Annotated in this window: 8 protein-coding genes; 1 reads left to right on the forward strand and 7 read right to left on the reverse strand. The window is 46.8% G+C overall.

What is annotated here, in order from left to right:
• Positions 1-624: 624 nt before the first annotated feature.
• On the reverse strand, positions 625-987 hold the full coding sequence (locus NG796_RS24480) for a HesB/IscA family protein (RefSeq protein WP_261209901.1): 363 nt from the start codon (positions 985-987) through the stop codon (positions 625-627).
• A 587-nt stretch (positions 988-1,574) separates the two neighbouring features.
• On the opposite strand from NG796_RS24480, the gene NG796_RS24485 reads away from it, so the two are divergent.
• Positions 1,575-3,221, forward strand: a complete 1,647-nt coding sequence (locus NG796_RS24485) for a DUF6930 domain-containing protein (RefSeq protein ID WP_261209903.1) — start codon at positions 1,575-1,577, stop codon at positions 3,219-3,221.
• Between the two features lie 53 nt (positions 3,222-3,274).
• Here the strand turns inward: NG796_RS24485 and NG796_RS24490 are convergent, their stop codons facing one another.
• From NG796_RS24490 to NG796_RS24515, 6 genes are all read right to left on the reverse strand, one after another.
• On the reverse strand, positions 3,275-4,153 hold the full coding sequence (locus NG796_RS24490) for an alpha/beta fold hydrolase (RefSeq protein ID WP_261209905.1): 879 nt from the start codon (positions 4,151-4,153) through the stop codon (positions 3,275-3,277).
• 270 nt (positions 4,154-4,423) lie between these two features.
• On the reverse strand, positions 4,424-7,633 hold the full coding sequence (locus NG796_RS24495) for a CHAT domain-containing protein (protein ID WP_261209907.1): 3,210 nt from the start codon (positions 7,631-7,633) through the stop codon (positions 4,424-4,426).
• A gap of 213 nt (positions 7,634-7,846) precedes the next feature.
• Positions 7,847-8,617 (reverse strand): pentapeptide repeat-containing protein, encoded by a 771-nt coding sequence (locus NG796_RS24500; protein ID WP_261209909.1) that lies wholly within the window; start codon positions 8,615-8,617, stop codon positions 7,847-7,849.
• Between the two features lie 63 nt (positions 8,618-8,680).
• The gene (locus NG796_RS24505) at positions 8,681-11,251 is read right to left on the reverse strand and encodes a trypsin-like peptidase domain-containing protein (RefSeq protein WP_261209911.1); all 2,571 of its coding nucleotides are present in this window, start codon (positions 11,249-11,251) and stop codon (positions 8,681-8,683) included.
• 77 nt (positions 11,252-11,328) lie between these two features.
• Positions 11,329-12,831: a serine protease gene (locus NG796_RS24510; protein WP_261209913.1), complete on the reverse strand. Its 1,503-nt coding sequence runs from the start codon at positions 12,829-12,831 to the stop codon at positions 11,329-11,331.
• 25 nt (positions 12,832-12,856) lie between these two features.
• A complete protein-coding gene (locus tag NG796_RS24515) occupies positions 12,857-14,560 on the reverse strand; it encodes a trypsin-like peptidase domain-containing protein (RefSeq protein ID WP_261209915.1) in 1,704 nt (567 codons plus the stop codon).
• Positions 14,561-14,583 lie beyond the last annotated feature (23 nt).

Here is a 14,583-nt window from a genome sequence, read left to right on the forward strand (position 1 = left end):
CCCAGACCCCTTACCTCTACATCCGCTCACTTTACCCCTCAATACTTGTTAGGGGTTAAAAACATATATCTGTAAGGATGGGGAGGATGGGGAGGATGGGGGAGATGGGGGGGACTTATAAAAGTAGGTTTTTTACTTCCGGTCCCCTCCCCTTGGCAAGGGGAGGGTTAGGGTGGGGTCCACGAGCAAGGGCGATCCCCCTTGCTCGTAAAAAGAGGTTGGACCCAGCCTCTATACAGGCGCGGTAAGCGGAGCTATCCCTTATGGAATTGCCTCATGAGAGTGCGTGACATGGGGGTAAGCGGAGCTATCCCGTAGGGAATCGCTAAGAGGGAACCCCACCCTAACCCTCCCCTTGCCAAGGGGAGGGGACCGGAGAATCACCCTGAACGTAAAAAACCTATCCTTATAAGGATGGGGGAGATGGGGGGGATGGGGGGGATGGGGAGGATGGGGAGGATGGGGAGGATTGGGGAGATGGGTTGATTCTTCCTTTGACAAGGAGACTACTGAAGCCCCAAAATAGTAAACCCAGGTCAGAAGGCTGACCTGGGTCCTTAGAGTCTAGGAGAATCAGGAGGAACGGTGGCGATTGCAAAAGAAGTTAAAATGGGGAGGTGCCAGTTAGGCAGAAAATGATTTGCCACAGCCACAGGTTTGAGTGGCGTTGGGGTTGGTGAATTGGAACCCACCACCGATCAGGGCATTGCTGTAGTCAAGGGCCATGCCATAGATATAAAGCAGGCTCTTAGGATCGCAAACCACCTTGAAGCCTTCTTCATACTCGAAGACTTCATCACTGGGTTGAATATTCTCGATCTGTTCAAAATCCATTGTGTAGGACATCCCTGAGCAGCCACCCCCGCGCACGCCAACTCTTAGACAAAGGTCTTCGCCCCCTTGTTGGCTCCGCAGGGACTTAATGTGCTTCATGGCAGAATCGGTGACGATAATTCCGCGTTGTTGAGGCTCTGTTGCTTGTGTCATTCGTTTACTGGTCTCCTTATTCCGGTTCTAACTGGGCTGTTCTAGCTATGCTGTTGTCTGTGCTGCTGTTCTATACTGAGAGGGCTTTAGTCTCTTCTAAGTTCATTGTAGCGAGGAATGCAGCAGGGCAGTAGGGGAACCTAGGGATAGAGTAGCCATCCGAGTACACACCTGAGAAATGATCAAGGATGAAACAGACAAAATCAGCCGGTTTATAACAAGCTTGAAACGGTTCTCAATGGGGTGTGAATTCATCAAGAATGCCGAGTCCTGACTTCCTCCACAACTCCCACCCAATTTCTGTAAGGGATTCAGACATTCAGGGAGTTTTTATTGTTGTTTTAAATGGTTTTAAATGGTCTTGAGTCCTAGTCAGTTGTTGAATAAAAGTAACCATCAAATGGATCTTTCCCCCTTAATTCTCCTCCGCACTTCTTCCCTAACCAGGAGAGAAATCACGGATCAATATCTTGACTGGGAGGGGATGAGGGAATTCAAGCTCGTTTTAAATTGATTTAGATTCACTGATTGACCTGTTAACTGGCTATTTTAACCCTCTGTAGCGTACACCTTATACTGAATTGTTTATGGCAGGTTTAAACCGCTCTACCTTTCGTCGTTTACAAAAACTCCAGCAAATTCCATCGGTCTGGGAAGGCGATCGCCGTCCGATGTCTGAACCTCTGCCCATAGGCTCCTCGGCTTTATCGGATTATGATTCAGAAAATGGCGGGGACTGCATTATGTGGGTGGATGGGTCCCAAGGAATCGTCCGCTCGATGGATGTAGTCTCCCCCGATACAGGTCCCGAAGCGGTGGTCCGTACCTTGCTCAGAGCAATGGAACACCCTCACAGTCCAGCGTTACCCGGGCGGCCCCAGAAAATTGTAGTCAAGGACCGGGAAATCCAGTTTTTTCTTCGGGGTGTCCTTCAAGACCTCGGCATTTCCATTGAGTATGTGCCCGACCTTCCTCTGATTGATGAACTGTTTCGAGGGTTTCAGGATGTGGTCGATCGCAAACCGCCTCTGTTACCCCCCCAATATGTGGAGAGTTTAGAAGAAAAAGCCTATGAAGTCTGGCAGGCGGGTCCCTGGGAATGTCTAGCGGATCATCAAATTATCTCGATTGAACTGGAAGGGTTCGATATGGGAAACCTGTATGCCTGTGTCATGGGTATGCTGGGATTGGATTACGGCATTCTCTTATATCGCTCTCTGGACTCCCTGACTCAGTTTAGAAAGCGGGTGATTGCCAATGAATCGCCGGAACGGTTAGAAGAAGCCTTTTTATCCCAAGATTGCCTGTTTATTACCTTTGAAAGCGCGGAGGAAGATGACGATATCGACCTCTCGAACCTCCCCCCCAGCGAGATTAAGCCGACGTTTGGCAATCTTCATCCCTTAGAAGGAATGCGAGCGATTCTCTATGATGAGGAGGCCCTGCTGACGATTCTGGCCCTGGATGCGTTTGCGCGGTTCTTCCGCAGTGTTCGCCGCAAGCTGACAGGTGGGAAGTTCCCCAATTTAAGTCACAGTTATCAAATTCCGGTTCCTCCAGGGGGCGATCGCCAGGGTCCCGAAAATGTGGCAGTGACGGTGAGCACCATGCCGGAACTGGCTGCTAAACTCTTTGAAATGAGTGTGAGTGCCAGAAACGACGAGGATGATGAGGATGATGAGGAAGAGGATGATGAACCTTTGTTACGGGATGATTTGGTGCCCCCGAACTCCTTTCTCAGTCTCGGGGTGATTCCTTGGGCAGTTTTGAAAGACTTAGAGGATTCAGCACCTTATTATCAATCCGCTCAAGTTCATACCAGCGGCGATGGGTTGCCCATTATCTTAATTCAAACCTCTCGACCCAAGGCTAAAGCGATGATTGAAACGTTAAAAAAAGCTGGGGGAGTAACGGGAATAGGTTTTAATCCTGGTGAAGACCCCCTCGGCGGTAATCGCTTTGATTTGGGCATTTTAAAAACTGAAAATGGTGAACTCTTTCTGTTTGGGGAGTTTATGGAAGAGGACCCAGTTCACGTTGAGGCGCGTAAAAAGTGGGATGGCCGCTGTAAGAAAACCAAGGGATATTGTGGGTTGGTGATTGCAATGGGGTTGACGGGGGCCAGCCGTGGCAATCCTCAACAAAAGGATATGTTGGCGTTGTTTGAGGTGCGATCGCTCTCCCCGAAAGATATCAATCTTGGAACCTTACAATTGATGCCTATGCCCTTTTAAATCGGTCTTCCAATGAGGTAGGGGCAGTTCTTGTACTTTCCCCTACCCCTTTGTTATTTTTCCACGCTTTCGGATAAAAATTCCCGCATATACTGATTCACCCGTTCCGGTTGTTCTTGTTGTACCCAATGGCTGCAATTGGGAATATAACGAATCTGTAAATTCCGAACATAAGATTCAGTCCCGTAAGTTAATTCTTTCCCCAAGGCGGTATCATTTTCTCCCCAAATCATTAGGGTGGGTACTTCTAAGACGTTCCACTCTTTGTCAAAGATTAATTCCCATAAGGTTTTGCGGTAATAGTTGAGCATGGCAGTCAGTGCACCCCGTTTGGCTGCGGCGTTTTTATAAGCGGTTATATCCGCCGGGGAAAAGGTATTTTTATTGACTACCATACTTTGAAAGGCTGTTTCAATGGCCTCATAATCATTAAATTGAAAGAGCAACTCGGGGACAAGGGGAAGCTGAAAGAAAAAGGCATAGTAACTTCTGAGGATTTGCTGGGGGTTGCTGCGGAGTGCTTCTGCAAATTTGGCGGGATGGGGAATATTGAGGACGATGAGTTTTTCTACTAATTGGGGATAACTATAGGCAAAATACCAGGCGATCGCCCCTCCCCAATCATGACCCACTAAGACACAGCTTTCATATCCCAATCCGGTGACGATTCCCTCAATATCTTTGATTAATTCTTGGATTTGATAGGCTGATAAATCTTGAGGTTTATCGCTGTCGTTGTACCCGCGCATATCCACCCCAACGACTTTATAATCTTGGGCAAATTCGGGTATTTGATGTCGCCAAGAATACCAAAATTCGGGAAAGCCGTGAAGCATTAGCATCAAGGGTCCTTCCCCTTGGGTGACGTAATGCAGGGTGATTCCATTCACAGCGATCGTATTGTGAGTCCAAGTTTCTAGGGCAGTTGTCATATAATTCTCTCGGGTTACAGCCTGATTCAGCTATTGTAATATACATCCGACCTAAAGCATGGGTTTCCTGTTCAAGCATTAGGATAAAACCCGGGTTTATAGACCTAATTTTGGGTTGATTATACCGATTCAGGGCATCATTCTGTCTGTAAAAGCCGACACTTTCAGGACTTACACGAGTTGGATAATTCTACAAAGCTGATGGGCGTTATTAAGGGGGGTTGGGGGAATCAATCCTTTTTGGGTAAGAGTTTTCATAATTAAATCTCCTTAAAATCCGTTACCAATTAAAATGAAAGAAGCCCAATAATAGGGGTGATTATAATCGCTTTCTAGTAAAGCAAGTTGAGCCATTTGAAGGGCGGCAGTTTTGTTTTGTCCCGTTTTTAAGCTATTATAAAAAGCGGTCATCAAGGCTTGAGTTCCGCCATCATCGACGGACCATAAGGACGCGACTGCGGCTTTTGCACCGACTTTTTGCATTTGATAACCAAATCCTAAAATTTCTGTTCCGTTCCCCATTTGTCCTCCCATTGCGGTTTGACAGGCACTAAGAACAATTAAATCAACGTTGGGTAAGGACCAGTTTTCTAAGTCGCGTAAGGTGATGCGATCGCCATCGCCTAACATGATAAATGAATCTTCCGGTTGACCCGTGACAAAGGCGGCGTGAGTGGCTAAATGAATGACATTGCGATCGCTGATTCCTGAAGTCGTAGCGCTACGATTAAAGTCCAAATCAATGAGTTTCATGGTTCCGGGAATGGTAGCGGCCAAATTTTCTACTTCTTTTCCGGCAAAAGGTAACCCAGAAAATGCTAATTGTCGCGTTCCCACTTCAACGCTATAAGTTCCTTGGGTAAATGCACCGGCTAAAATTTTGAGTTCTTCTGGGGGTGCAACATTGAAGTTGGTTAAAGAAGCCGCTGTAATATTATTAATTTGATACCGCTGGGCGAGCCATTTTTCTCCATCATACAAAGCCGCTAAGGGAATATAACGTAAGAGTCCATCAGGAGCATAAATAATCGTCTCGACTTCTAAACGATCCAGTTCACTTTGAAAGGGTTCTATTAACCAATTATATAACTGTTTGGCTGCGACTTTAGGAATGTCAGTATTAGCTCGTTTTGAGGGAACAGTTAGGGCAGTTCTAAACTCTGTAATTCCCCGACTTAAATTGGCTTTGTTGACGGGAACTGACCGATGTAATGGCGGACTATTAGGAGTAATTAAAATCAGTTCGATCCGGTCTTCTAAAATCAGGGGATAGAGTAAAACAGCATTTTGATTTAACTGTTGCAATGACGCTTGCAATTGAGCTATATTGGTTAAATCTAAGTTTTCTCCCCGGGTTTTGCGAGAAATTTCAGCGGCAATTTCGATGATTTCTGGACTTTCGAGAAAACGGTCAAATTTTTGGCGCAGGGTTTGTAGGGTGCGTTCCAGTTCAGCAATCCGCCCTTGCTGTTCGGGGGTGCGTTCGGGTTCAGGAATGGTTTGGAGTTGGCTTAATTCTTCCCCGAGTTCGATCGCCTGTTCTTGAAGGGTCAGATATTCTTCGGCGAGTTTTTCTTCTTCGGGTAAAAACTGGACTCCGGAAGCGGTTTGTTCGTTGCCTTGGACATTTTGCAGGTATTCATCCAGTTCTTGGATTTTTAATAAATCTAGGACTTGTTGTGCTTCTAAAATGCGGTCTTGGCGGAGCAACAAATCAGATAAATGACGATAGGTATCAGCTACGGTTTCGGTAAAGGATTGTTGCCGTTCCATTGACAAAACGCGGAGGTTTTGGCGGATAGATTCATTAAGATTGACAGCTTTTTTATAAAAGGCAGTGGCTAAAAGAATATCTTCTTGTTCTTGGAAAATTCTTCCTAAGTTAGCCCAGGCGATCGCTTCTCCGGCTTTGTCTCCTGTTTCTCTTAAAATTTTCAGACTTTGTTGGAGAAATTCCAGGGCTTGAGGATATTGTTTGAGGCGATAATAGACGGAAGCAATGCCATTAAGGGTCCGTCCGATGGCAACGCGATCGCCAATGCGTTGAAAGGTTTGGAGGGCTTGTTGTAAAACTTCTAAGGCTTGCTCAGTTTGTCCTAAACTGAGGTAAACCCCACCAATATGTTCCAGGGCATTGGCTTCGGCGGTGGGGTCGCCAATAGTCTTGGCAATTTCTAAAGCTTGTTGATAGTTATCTAAGGCTTCTGGATATTGACCCAGCTTTTCATAAACGATCGCAAGGGCATCAAGGTTACGGCTTTCTCCTGATTTATCCCCGATTTCTTGGCGAATGGTTAAGGCTTGTTGTAAAACTTCTAAGGCTTGGGAATATTCACCTAAACGGTAATAAAGGCCGCCTAAATTATTCAAAACGGTTCCCATACCCGGACGATCGCCGAGGCTTTGACGGAGGCTTAAAGACTGTTCATAAAAGCTCAGGGCTTGGGGATATTGACCGAGGCTATAATAAATTCCTCCTACATTATCGAGGGTTTTACTCATGCCGGGGCGATCGCCGATTTCTTCGGCAATGGCTAAAGATTGATTGTAAATAGATAAGGCTTGTTGATATTCTCCTCGTTCTTCATAGAGTACCCCTAATCCATTTAAGGTATTCCCTAAGCTTGATTTATCTCCAATTTCTTCTAAAATAGGTAAGGCTTGTTCATAGTAAGACAATGCCCGATCGCCTTGGCCGAATTGTCTATATAATAAACCGATATTACTTAATAAACGAGCCATTCCCGCGCGATCGCCAATTTCTTCTCGCAATTTCAGGGCTTGTTCATACAAGTCTAAAGCTTGTTGGGCTTCTCCCAGACTATAATACACGCCCCCGAGATTATTCAGGGTCCGTCCTTCATCTCGTTTATCCCCCACTTCCTGCCGAATAACCAGGGCTTCTTGATACAATTGCAATGCTTTTTGATACTCTCCCGTTGCGGCATACACTGCGGCAATATGATGTAAGGCTTCCCCTTCAATGGGGCGATTGTTGAAGGTTCGGGCAATTTCTAACGCTTGTTCATGCCGTTGTAGCGCTTGGGGATAGTCTCCTAAGCGACTGTACACAAAGCCGATATGATTGAGGGTTTCTCCCACTCCTGGGCGATCGTTCAATTCCTCGCGAATGGCTAAAGCGGTTTCTAATTGTTCGAGAGCTTTGGTATAATCACTCAGGGCAGTATAAATTTCGCCAATTTGAGTCATGGCAGCCGCCATCTGGAGGCGATCGCCTTGGAGAGAATGTTGCTGTAAGACTTGTTGATAGGTTTGTAAGGCGGTTTGAAAGTCTCCCTGGCGAAATTGCTCGCTTCCTTGTTCCAGGAGGCGAGGAATATCATTAAGCAGTTCGCTGGAAGGTTCGGAAGGATTCACCGACGGGATTTGCACCAAGGCAGGCGCAGAGAATCCAGATGCGGGGACCGACAGCAAGGCGATCGCGGGAATGAGCGTGAGACGAGTGAACGGGAACTCCATGAGACTACCTTGGGGTTAACAGGACTAGAGGATCGGGAGAGGATGAGATCCCCGGGACAAGAAACTGGGGTTTTGGCCCTTTTCTGAGGCGGAGATTGGCAGAAATTTTGTAAAAAAACCCGGTTTCTAACCAATCCTGTACCCCCGGAGTTGGGGATTCTATTTCTGTGATTCTGTTCTCCATGTTATAGCGGCGATCGCCCCTCCATGACCTTATCTACAATTTAATTCCACCTTCAGCCCATCATCCATCATGGCATCACAGACGTTCACCCCATCCAGATTAGCCCCATGTAAACGAGTATATCCCCAAACCGAATCCATTCGCAAATCAGCCCGCGTTAAATCTGCCCCTCGCAAGTCCGCATCCCTTAAGTCCGTCGCACTTAGATCCGCACCCTGTAAATTAGCATTCCGTAAATTTGCCCCTTTTAAGTTAGCATTCGTGAGATTAGCACGGTTTAAGTTGGTATCTGTGAGCGTAGCACGGCTTAAATCCGCACTATTTAAGTTACAGTTAGTTAACTCAGCCTGAGTTAAGTTAGACTCCGCCAAATTTGCCCCACTAAAATTGACATTTTGCAGATAGGCATGAGATAAGTCTGCCCCGGAAATATCCCGTCCCCGCGCCCCTTGAGAGACGATTTCCCAGACTATTCGCCATTTGCGATCGATTTGGGTTGTGCTATCGAGGCGAACACCGGAAAGAATGGTTCCATTAAAATTAACTCCAGTGAGATTCGCCCCGCGTAAGTCACTATTTTCTAAGTCAGCATTGCTGAAATCGGCCCCGGTGAGATTGCTTCCGGTGAGATTCACGCCCCTAAGTTGAGCCTGAGACAAATTGACTCCACTCAAATCACAATTCGGACATTGATTCGTTTGTCGCAATTGCTGGAGGTGAGTCGAATTTTCGGCCCGAGTGAGTCCTATCCCCCCCAAAGATAGGAACAGAACCGTCAAACCCAATAGTTGTGATTTCACTTCCCCTCTCATGACTAATAATTATACCTCAGATAGATTAAAAAATTTTACTCTGCTATATATTTACCTCGGATCACCTCCCGCCCTAAACAAAGTTCCTAATTCTCCCTCTCCTCGTAGGGGAAGGACCGGGGAGGGGTTTCGAGTGGTTGGGGTATTGAGATCCCATAGCTCAATTTTACCGCCATCTCCGCCACTGACCAGGGTTTTGCCATCAGGTAAAAATACCAGTTGGTAACAACTTGAGGGTGATGGCAGGGTCCGAACCACTTGGGTGGAGGCAATATTAACGAGGGAAATTTCCATTCCCGCACAAACCGCCAACGTTTCACCATCAGGACTCAAAGCGTATTTTTGACCTTGGGGAATGCGACTGACTGCACTCCCGTTTGAGGGATTCCAAAACTGAATGCCGGTATCGGTTCGACTGAGGAGGAGATTACCCTGGGAACTAAATATCAGTCCATTGACGATATGTTCCCCGGAGAGTTCGATGCGGTTCACCTCTTCGCCACTGCTGGAATTCCAGAGTTGGATCAGTTCCACACTACTGCTCGCAAGACGGTTACCATCTGGACTGAAGGCGAGGGAATAACTGGAGTAGGGTGCGTTTCCACGCAGGGTGTTTAGCACTTGTCCGGTAGCCGCATTCCAGAGTATAATGTTATCGGCACTACTGGCAAGGGTTTGACTGTTGGGACTGAAGGCAACGGCGGTAATTCCATCACTGCCGGGGTGAGTGAGGGTTCGCACAACTTCGCCGGTTTGAGTATCCCACAGTTGAACTTTTGGGGTATTATCGGTATCGTCCCAAATGCCTGCGGCGAGCAACTTTCCATCGGGACTCAGGGCGATCGCATCCCGGCTGTTACCTGTCCAGGAGAAGGTATGACGAACGGTTCCTTTCTGAATGTCCCAGACGTTGATCGTACCTTCACCATTGGTACTGACGAGGATTTTTCCATCGCGCGAGAGGGAGAGGAATTCAATATCAGCGCGATCGCCATCTTCCGCAGAATGTAACAGGGTATTGTTAGAAAATTCCGGCGAAGTTGCACGACTGCCACTGGGGCGATAGTAAGCTAAAATTTCTGTAACATCTTCCCGCAAGCGATTACTCCAGAGTCCCATCAACAAAAACTCAAAGTCTTCCTCTCGAAATTGCCCTGAATATTCCGATTGCAATTCAGAAACTAAACGGTTTGCCTCTTCCCGATTTCCAGTCGCATTCAAGGCGGCTGCTAATGCGATTTTTCGAGGGGCGTCTTGGGGATTTTCTTGAAATAAAGTTTCTAAATAAGGAATTGCCTCTTGCACTTGACCCCGGTCATAAAGGGCTTGAGCCAGGTTGAATTCGGTGGGTAAATAGTCTACCCCTTGGGTGACAATTTCTTGGCCTACGGTAGCAATCGTTTGGGCATCAGATTGGAGGCGAGAAGAAGGAAAATTGGGTTGCAATAAGGTGGCTCTCCCCTGCCAATTTTCTGGCTTGTTCAAGAGTTCAAAAACGAGGGAAAGGGCTGTTTTGCCTTGACCACTCGCATATAAGGCACTAGCGAGGGCAACTTGGGCATTCCCTTTGACCTCGTTGAGTTCGACTAAAAAGAGTTGCTGTTGGGGAGAGGAGTTAGGATTGGATTGACCTTGCGCGATCGCCTCAGTTGCTAAATTAATGGCTTTCTGAAATTGGGCGATCGCCTCTGAACTGTCTCCCGCTTCATACTGGGCTTGTCCCATGCCAAATACCGCCGGAAGATAATTTGAATCTATGGCTAAAACTCTTTGATACTGGGCGATTGCAGGTTGAATTTGGTTAGCCATTAGCTGGCGATCGGCTTGTTTGGAAAGGGGATAGGCAAAGGAAGGATTAGTAGATAAAACCGTTAAATCCATCGCTTCAATGGATTCTATAAACGTATCTAGGGGAATGCCTAAATTAAACCCGGATTTGATATCTACCGTATCTCCGGTATCCGGATTATAAATTGCTTGTCCCTCAGCACGTCCATGAATGCCAATCAGACGACCAAAGGTATCTAAAACCGGACCGCCACTCATGCCCGATCGCGTGATATTAGTATAAACCAGCTCATATCCAGACTCTGTTCCCGACTGCGATCGACCGGAAATTTGACCGGGAGTCATTTGAAAGCTGCGTTCTGTAATGGCAATTCCTGGATGGGGCCATCCCGCAATATACACCGAAGTCCCCGGTTGAGCGATATCTGAATCTCCCATCTGGGCGATCGCATAGGATTCGCTACTGCTAAACTGAACTAAAGCTAAATCTAAATTCGGTAATCGCCGAACAGTGGTATAATTTAGGGGATGTTGTATCCCATCTGCCGTGACAATTTGATACTCATCAGGACTAGCAACCACATGATTGGCAGTTAACACCGTATAGGTATTCCCTTGCTTGCCAATTAGCACTCCTGAACCCGGATTTTGGCCGTTGATGACTACCGTAACTTGCTGCGTCAGGGTGGCAATATCAGCTTGAGTCACTTGAACCTGGGCGAGGGACGACTGGGGGAGGGGTTGTAACGATGCCGGTTGCGTGAACCCCGCTAATTCTAGGGGAAGAATGACGGCAGTCCACAGAGAAAAGAGGGTCAAAGTACGTTGAATCATCACAGTTATTAAAGGGGATAAGTAAACTAAGTGCTAGTGAGAAGGAAGGCGGGGAAATTGAGATGCATTGGAGATTTTTACGTCTGAGGCGGAATAAGGGGTCGAGCTTTTTCAATCAGGCGATCGCTCCAAAAAATGCCCAACCATCCTGCCGGTTCCCCCGTCACCCTATCCTGGGATTGTTCCGTTTGCATCTCTCGTAGTAAGACAGTGGCCCGATCGCTTTGGCCGGTTTCCTGGAATGCGATCGCGAGGGCTAACATCACTCGGGGGTCATTTGTATAACCCTCCAGAAGTTTTTGAAAATAGGGAATTGCTGCCTGAACTTGTCCGAGTTCGTAGAGAACCTGTCCCTGATTGAATTCCAAAGGTAATTTACCCGCTGTGGTAGATAGGATTTTTTCACCATACTGCTGTAGGGGAACGGCATCATTGCGCAGGCGACTACTGGCAAAATCGGGTTGAAACAGTTTGTCTCTCACCATTTGATTATTGTATTGCAAAAGACCTACAAGCAGATTTAATCCCTCCAGGCGATCGCCGGAGGTAAACAACAGGGTCCCTAAAGCCAATTCTGCATTCACTTGATTATTATAGGCTAGAATTTCCACTGTACCCAGGGTTCGGAGTCGTTCCATTTCAGCCCGAGTTAATTCTACCGCCTTTTGAAACTGACTCAATGCCAAGTTTTGATCGCCGGATTCATAGTACGCCTGTCCGAGTCCAAATATTGCCTCTAAATACTCCGGATTCACTTCCGTCGCCCGGTTGTATAACCTAACGGCATCAACTACGCGGTTTTCTCCTAATGCCTGTATTGCTGCATCGGTCAGGGGTTTAGCAAAGCTAGGATTAGGCGGTAAAGGGTTGGGTTCGTTCAATTGTATAAAAGTCGCTAAGGGAATTCCTAAATTAAATCCCGCCTTAACAGATACCATATCCCCCGTATCAGGATTATAAATATTTTGTCCCTCAGATTGTCCATGAATGCCAATTAATTCCCCATTTTGGTTAAATGCAGGACCGCCACTCATCCCCGACCGGGTAATGTTTGTATAAACTAATTCATACCCATCGGAAGTTTCTGAGGGTGATCGCCCTGAAACCGTCCCGCTTGTGAGTTGAAAAATCCGTTCGGTGATTGCTTCCCCAGGATGGGGCCATCCCGCAATATATACAGTATCCCCTTGACTGACTTGATCTGAATTTCCGATCTTTGCCAAGTCATAGCTGCGATCGCTGGTAAACTGAACTACCGCTAAATCAGCATCCGGTATCTTATTAATTCGTTGATAATCAAGGGGGTACTTTTGTTGATCCGGGGTAACAATGTAATATTCATCCGGTGTAGCGACAACGTGTTTAGCCGTCAGAACAAAGTAAGAATTCCCGGATTGGCCGATAATCACCCCGGACCCGGGATTTTGTCCCTCAATCAGGACGGTTACCTGTTCTGCCATTGCTGACACCTGCTGCTGGTTCAGTTGAGCGATCGCCACTGGCATAGAAATCCCCATCGTCCCAGCAATGACTATTGCTGCGGTAGGTGGATAGAAATTGAAACTGAAAGTGCGACTCATGTTTTCCTCTGTAAGCGAATTGAATTTAAGGATGCGATCGCCAAATGCTCAAAAATTGAGCACCGGCACCTGAACCCCCTTTTTCATAACTTCCGGTCACAAAAATTTGACCATCAGGACTAAAGGCGGCCACGGTTTTCCCTTCGGGGAAAAATAGTCGATTGCCGGTTTGCACATTCCACATCAAAACCGATTCTTCATCCTCAACAGACCCTCCAGCTAATACTAATCGTTGTCCTGAAGAGTCAAAAAATAAAGAACAATTAAATTTAATATGAGTTTTAGGAATCGTCCAGTCTTTAAGGACTTCTCGGGTTTTAATATCCCACACAATCACTCGACCCGGTGTGCTGCTATAGGTACTCATTGCTCTTGGCATTAAGGCTGTGACAAAAGTTGTTCCATCAGGACTCATTGCCACACAGCGCACCGTTTGTTTGGCCGGACTATCGAGGGGATATTGAACCGTTTGAATGGGTTCTTGGGTGGATAAATTCAAAATTCTCCCGTGATCCGCATTGGCGATCGCAATCCATTGACCATCGGCACTAAAGGCTATATCAGTAACGTCCTCCTCGAAGGCGATCGCGGTTTTGAGGGTTCCGGTTTGTACCTCCCATAAATTAATCTCCTTCTCGCCATGATTTCCCGTGGCAATCAGTTGACCATCGGGACTCATGGCCGTGATGAAATTACCATTAAAGTTCCGTTGAATTGTCCCAGTTTCTAAGTCCCAAACCTGAATAATATCCAGTTCAGTATCCCTTTGATGTAGACTAACTAAAGATTTTCCATCGGGGGTAATGTGGACTTTTTTAGTGTAATGGCGACTGCCTTGATCCCAGGTTTGTTTTAACTCCCCGGTAGACAAATCCCAGACCCGAATTATCCCATCTCCATACCCCGCAATCACCGTCTGATTATCCGGGGCGATCGCTGCCGAAGTCACGAAAAACTCGTTATCGATTTTCAAATCCTGCACGGAAAAGAAATTAAATCGAGCATAGGGTAAATTAACCCCAACTTCGGTAGCACTTTCTAAAAATAAATTCAGGGGAATCCCTAAATTAAACCCCGATTTGACCGCAATAGTATCCCCAGTTTCAGGATTATAAATCGGTTCCCCTTCTGCTCGTCCGTGAATGCCAATGAGTAACCCAGTTTCATCAAAAATTGGACCGCCACTCATGCCCGATCGCGTCACATTGGTGTACACTAATTCATATCCTTCTTCTGCCACCCCCATCCCTCGTCCCGAGAGTTTTCCCGAGGTCATTTGAAAGATGCGCTGGGTAATGGCCTGTCCGGGATGCGGCCATCCCGAAATATAAACCCCGGTTCCTTCTGTCGTCGTATCGGAGTTTCCCTTCACCGCCACGGGATAATATTCAGAACTGGTAAATTGGGTCAAAGCTAGGTCTAAATTGGGCAGTTTAGTGACCTGATTATAATCGATAGGATATACCGTCCCTTCCGGGGTAATAATTTGATAATCATCCTCCGTCGCCAGAACGTGTTTCGCGGTTAAAACGGTGTAATGGTTTCCCTGTTTGGCAATAATAATTCCCGACCCGGGATTTTGACCCTGAATAATGACGGTCATGGATTTGGCAATCGCCGCAATCACTCGCTCATCAACGGTTTGGGGATGAGCCAATGCCGAAGAAAACGTTACAATCGTAAGGCTCAATAATACAGTGGAAATGCCAGAATACCAGTTCTGAAACATGAGATTCAATGAACGCTAAACGG

The sequence above is a fragment of the Laspinema sp. D2d genome (genome assembly GCF_025370755.1).
GTDB lineage: Bacteria > Cyanobacteriota > Cyanobacteriia > Cyanobacteriales > Laspinemataceae > Laspinema.

Coding starts and splice junctions, on each gene's coding strand:
- NG796_RS24480 (WP_261209901.1), bottom strand. CDS start 987: ATGACACAAGCAACAGAGCCTCAACAACGCGGAATTATCGTCACCGAT.
- NG796_RS24485 (WP_261209903.1), top strand. CDS start 1,575: ATGGCAGGTTTAAACCGCTCTACCTTTCGTCGTTTACAAAAACTCCAG.
- NG796_RS24510 (WP_261209913.1), bottom strand. CDS start 12,831: ATGAGTCGCACTTTCAGTTTCAATTTCTATCCACCTACCGCAGCAATA.
- NG796_RS24495 (WP_261209907.1), bottom strand. CDS start 7,633: ATGGAGTTCCCGTTCACTCGTCTCACGCTCATTCCCGCGATCGCCTTG.
- NG796_RS24515 (WP_261209915.1), bottom strand. CDS start 14,560: ATGTTTCAGAACTGGTATTCTGGCATTTCCACTGTATTATTGAGCCTT.
- NG796_RS24490 (WP_261209905.1), bottom strand. CDS start 4,153: ATGACAACTGCCCTAGAAACTTGGACTCACAATACGATCGCTGTGAAT.
- NG796_RS24505 (WP_261209911.1), bottom strand. CDS start 11,251: ATGATTCAACGTACTTTGACCCTCTTTTCTCTGTGGACTGCCGTCATT.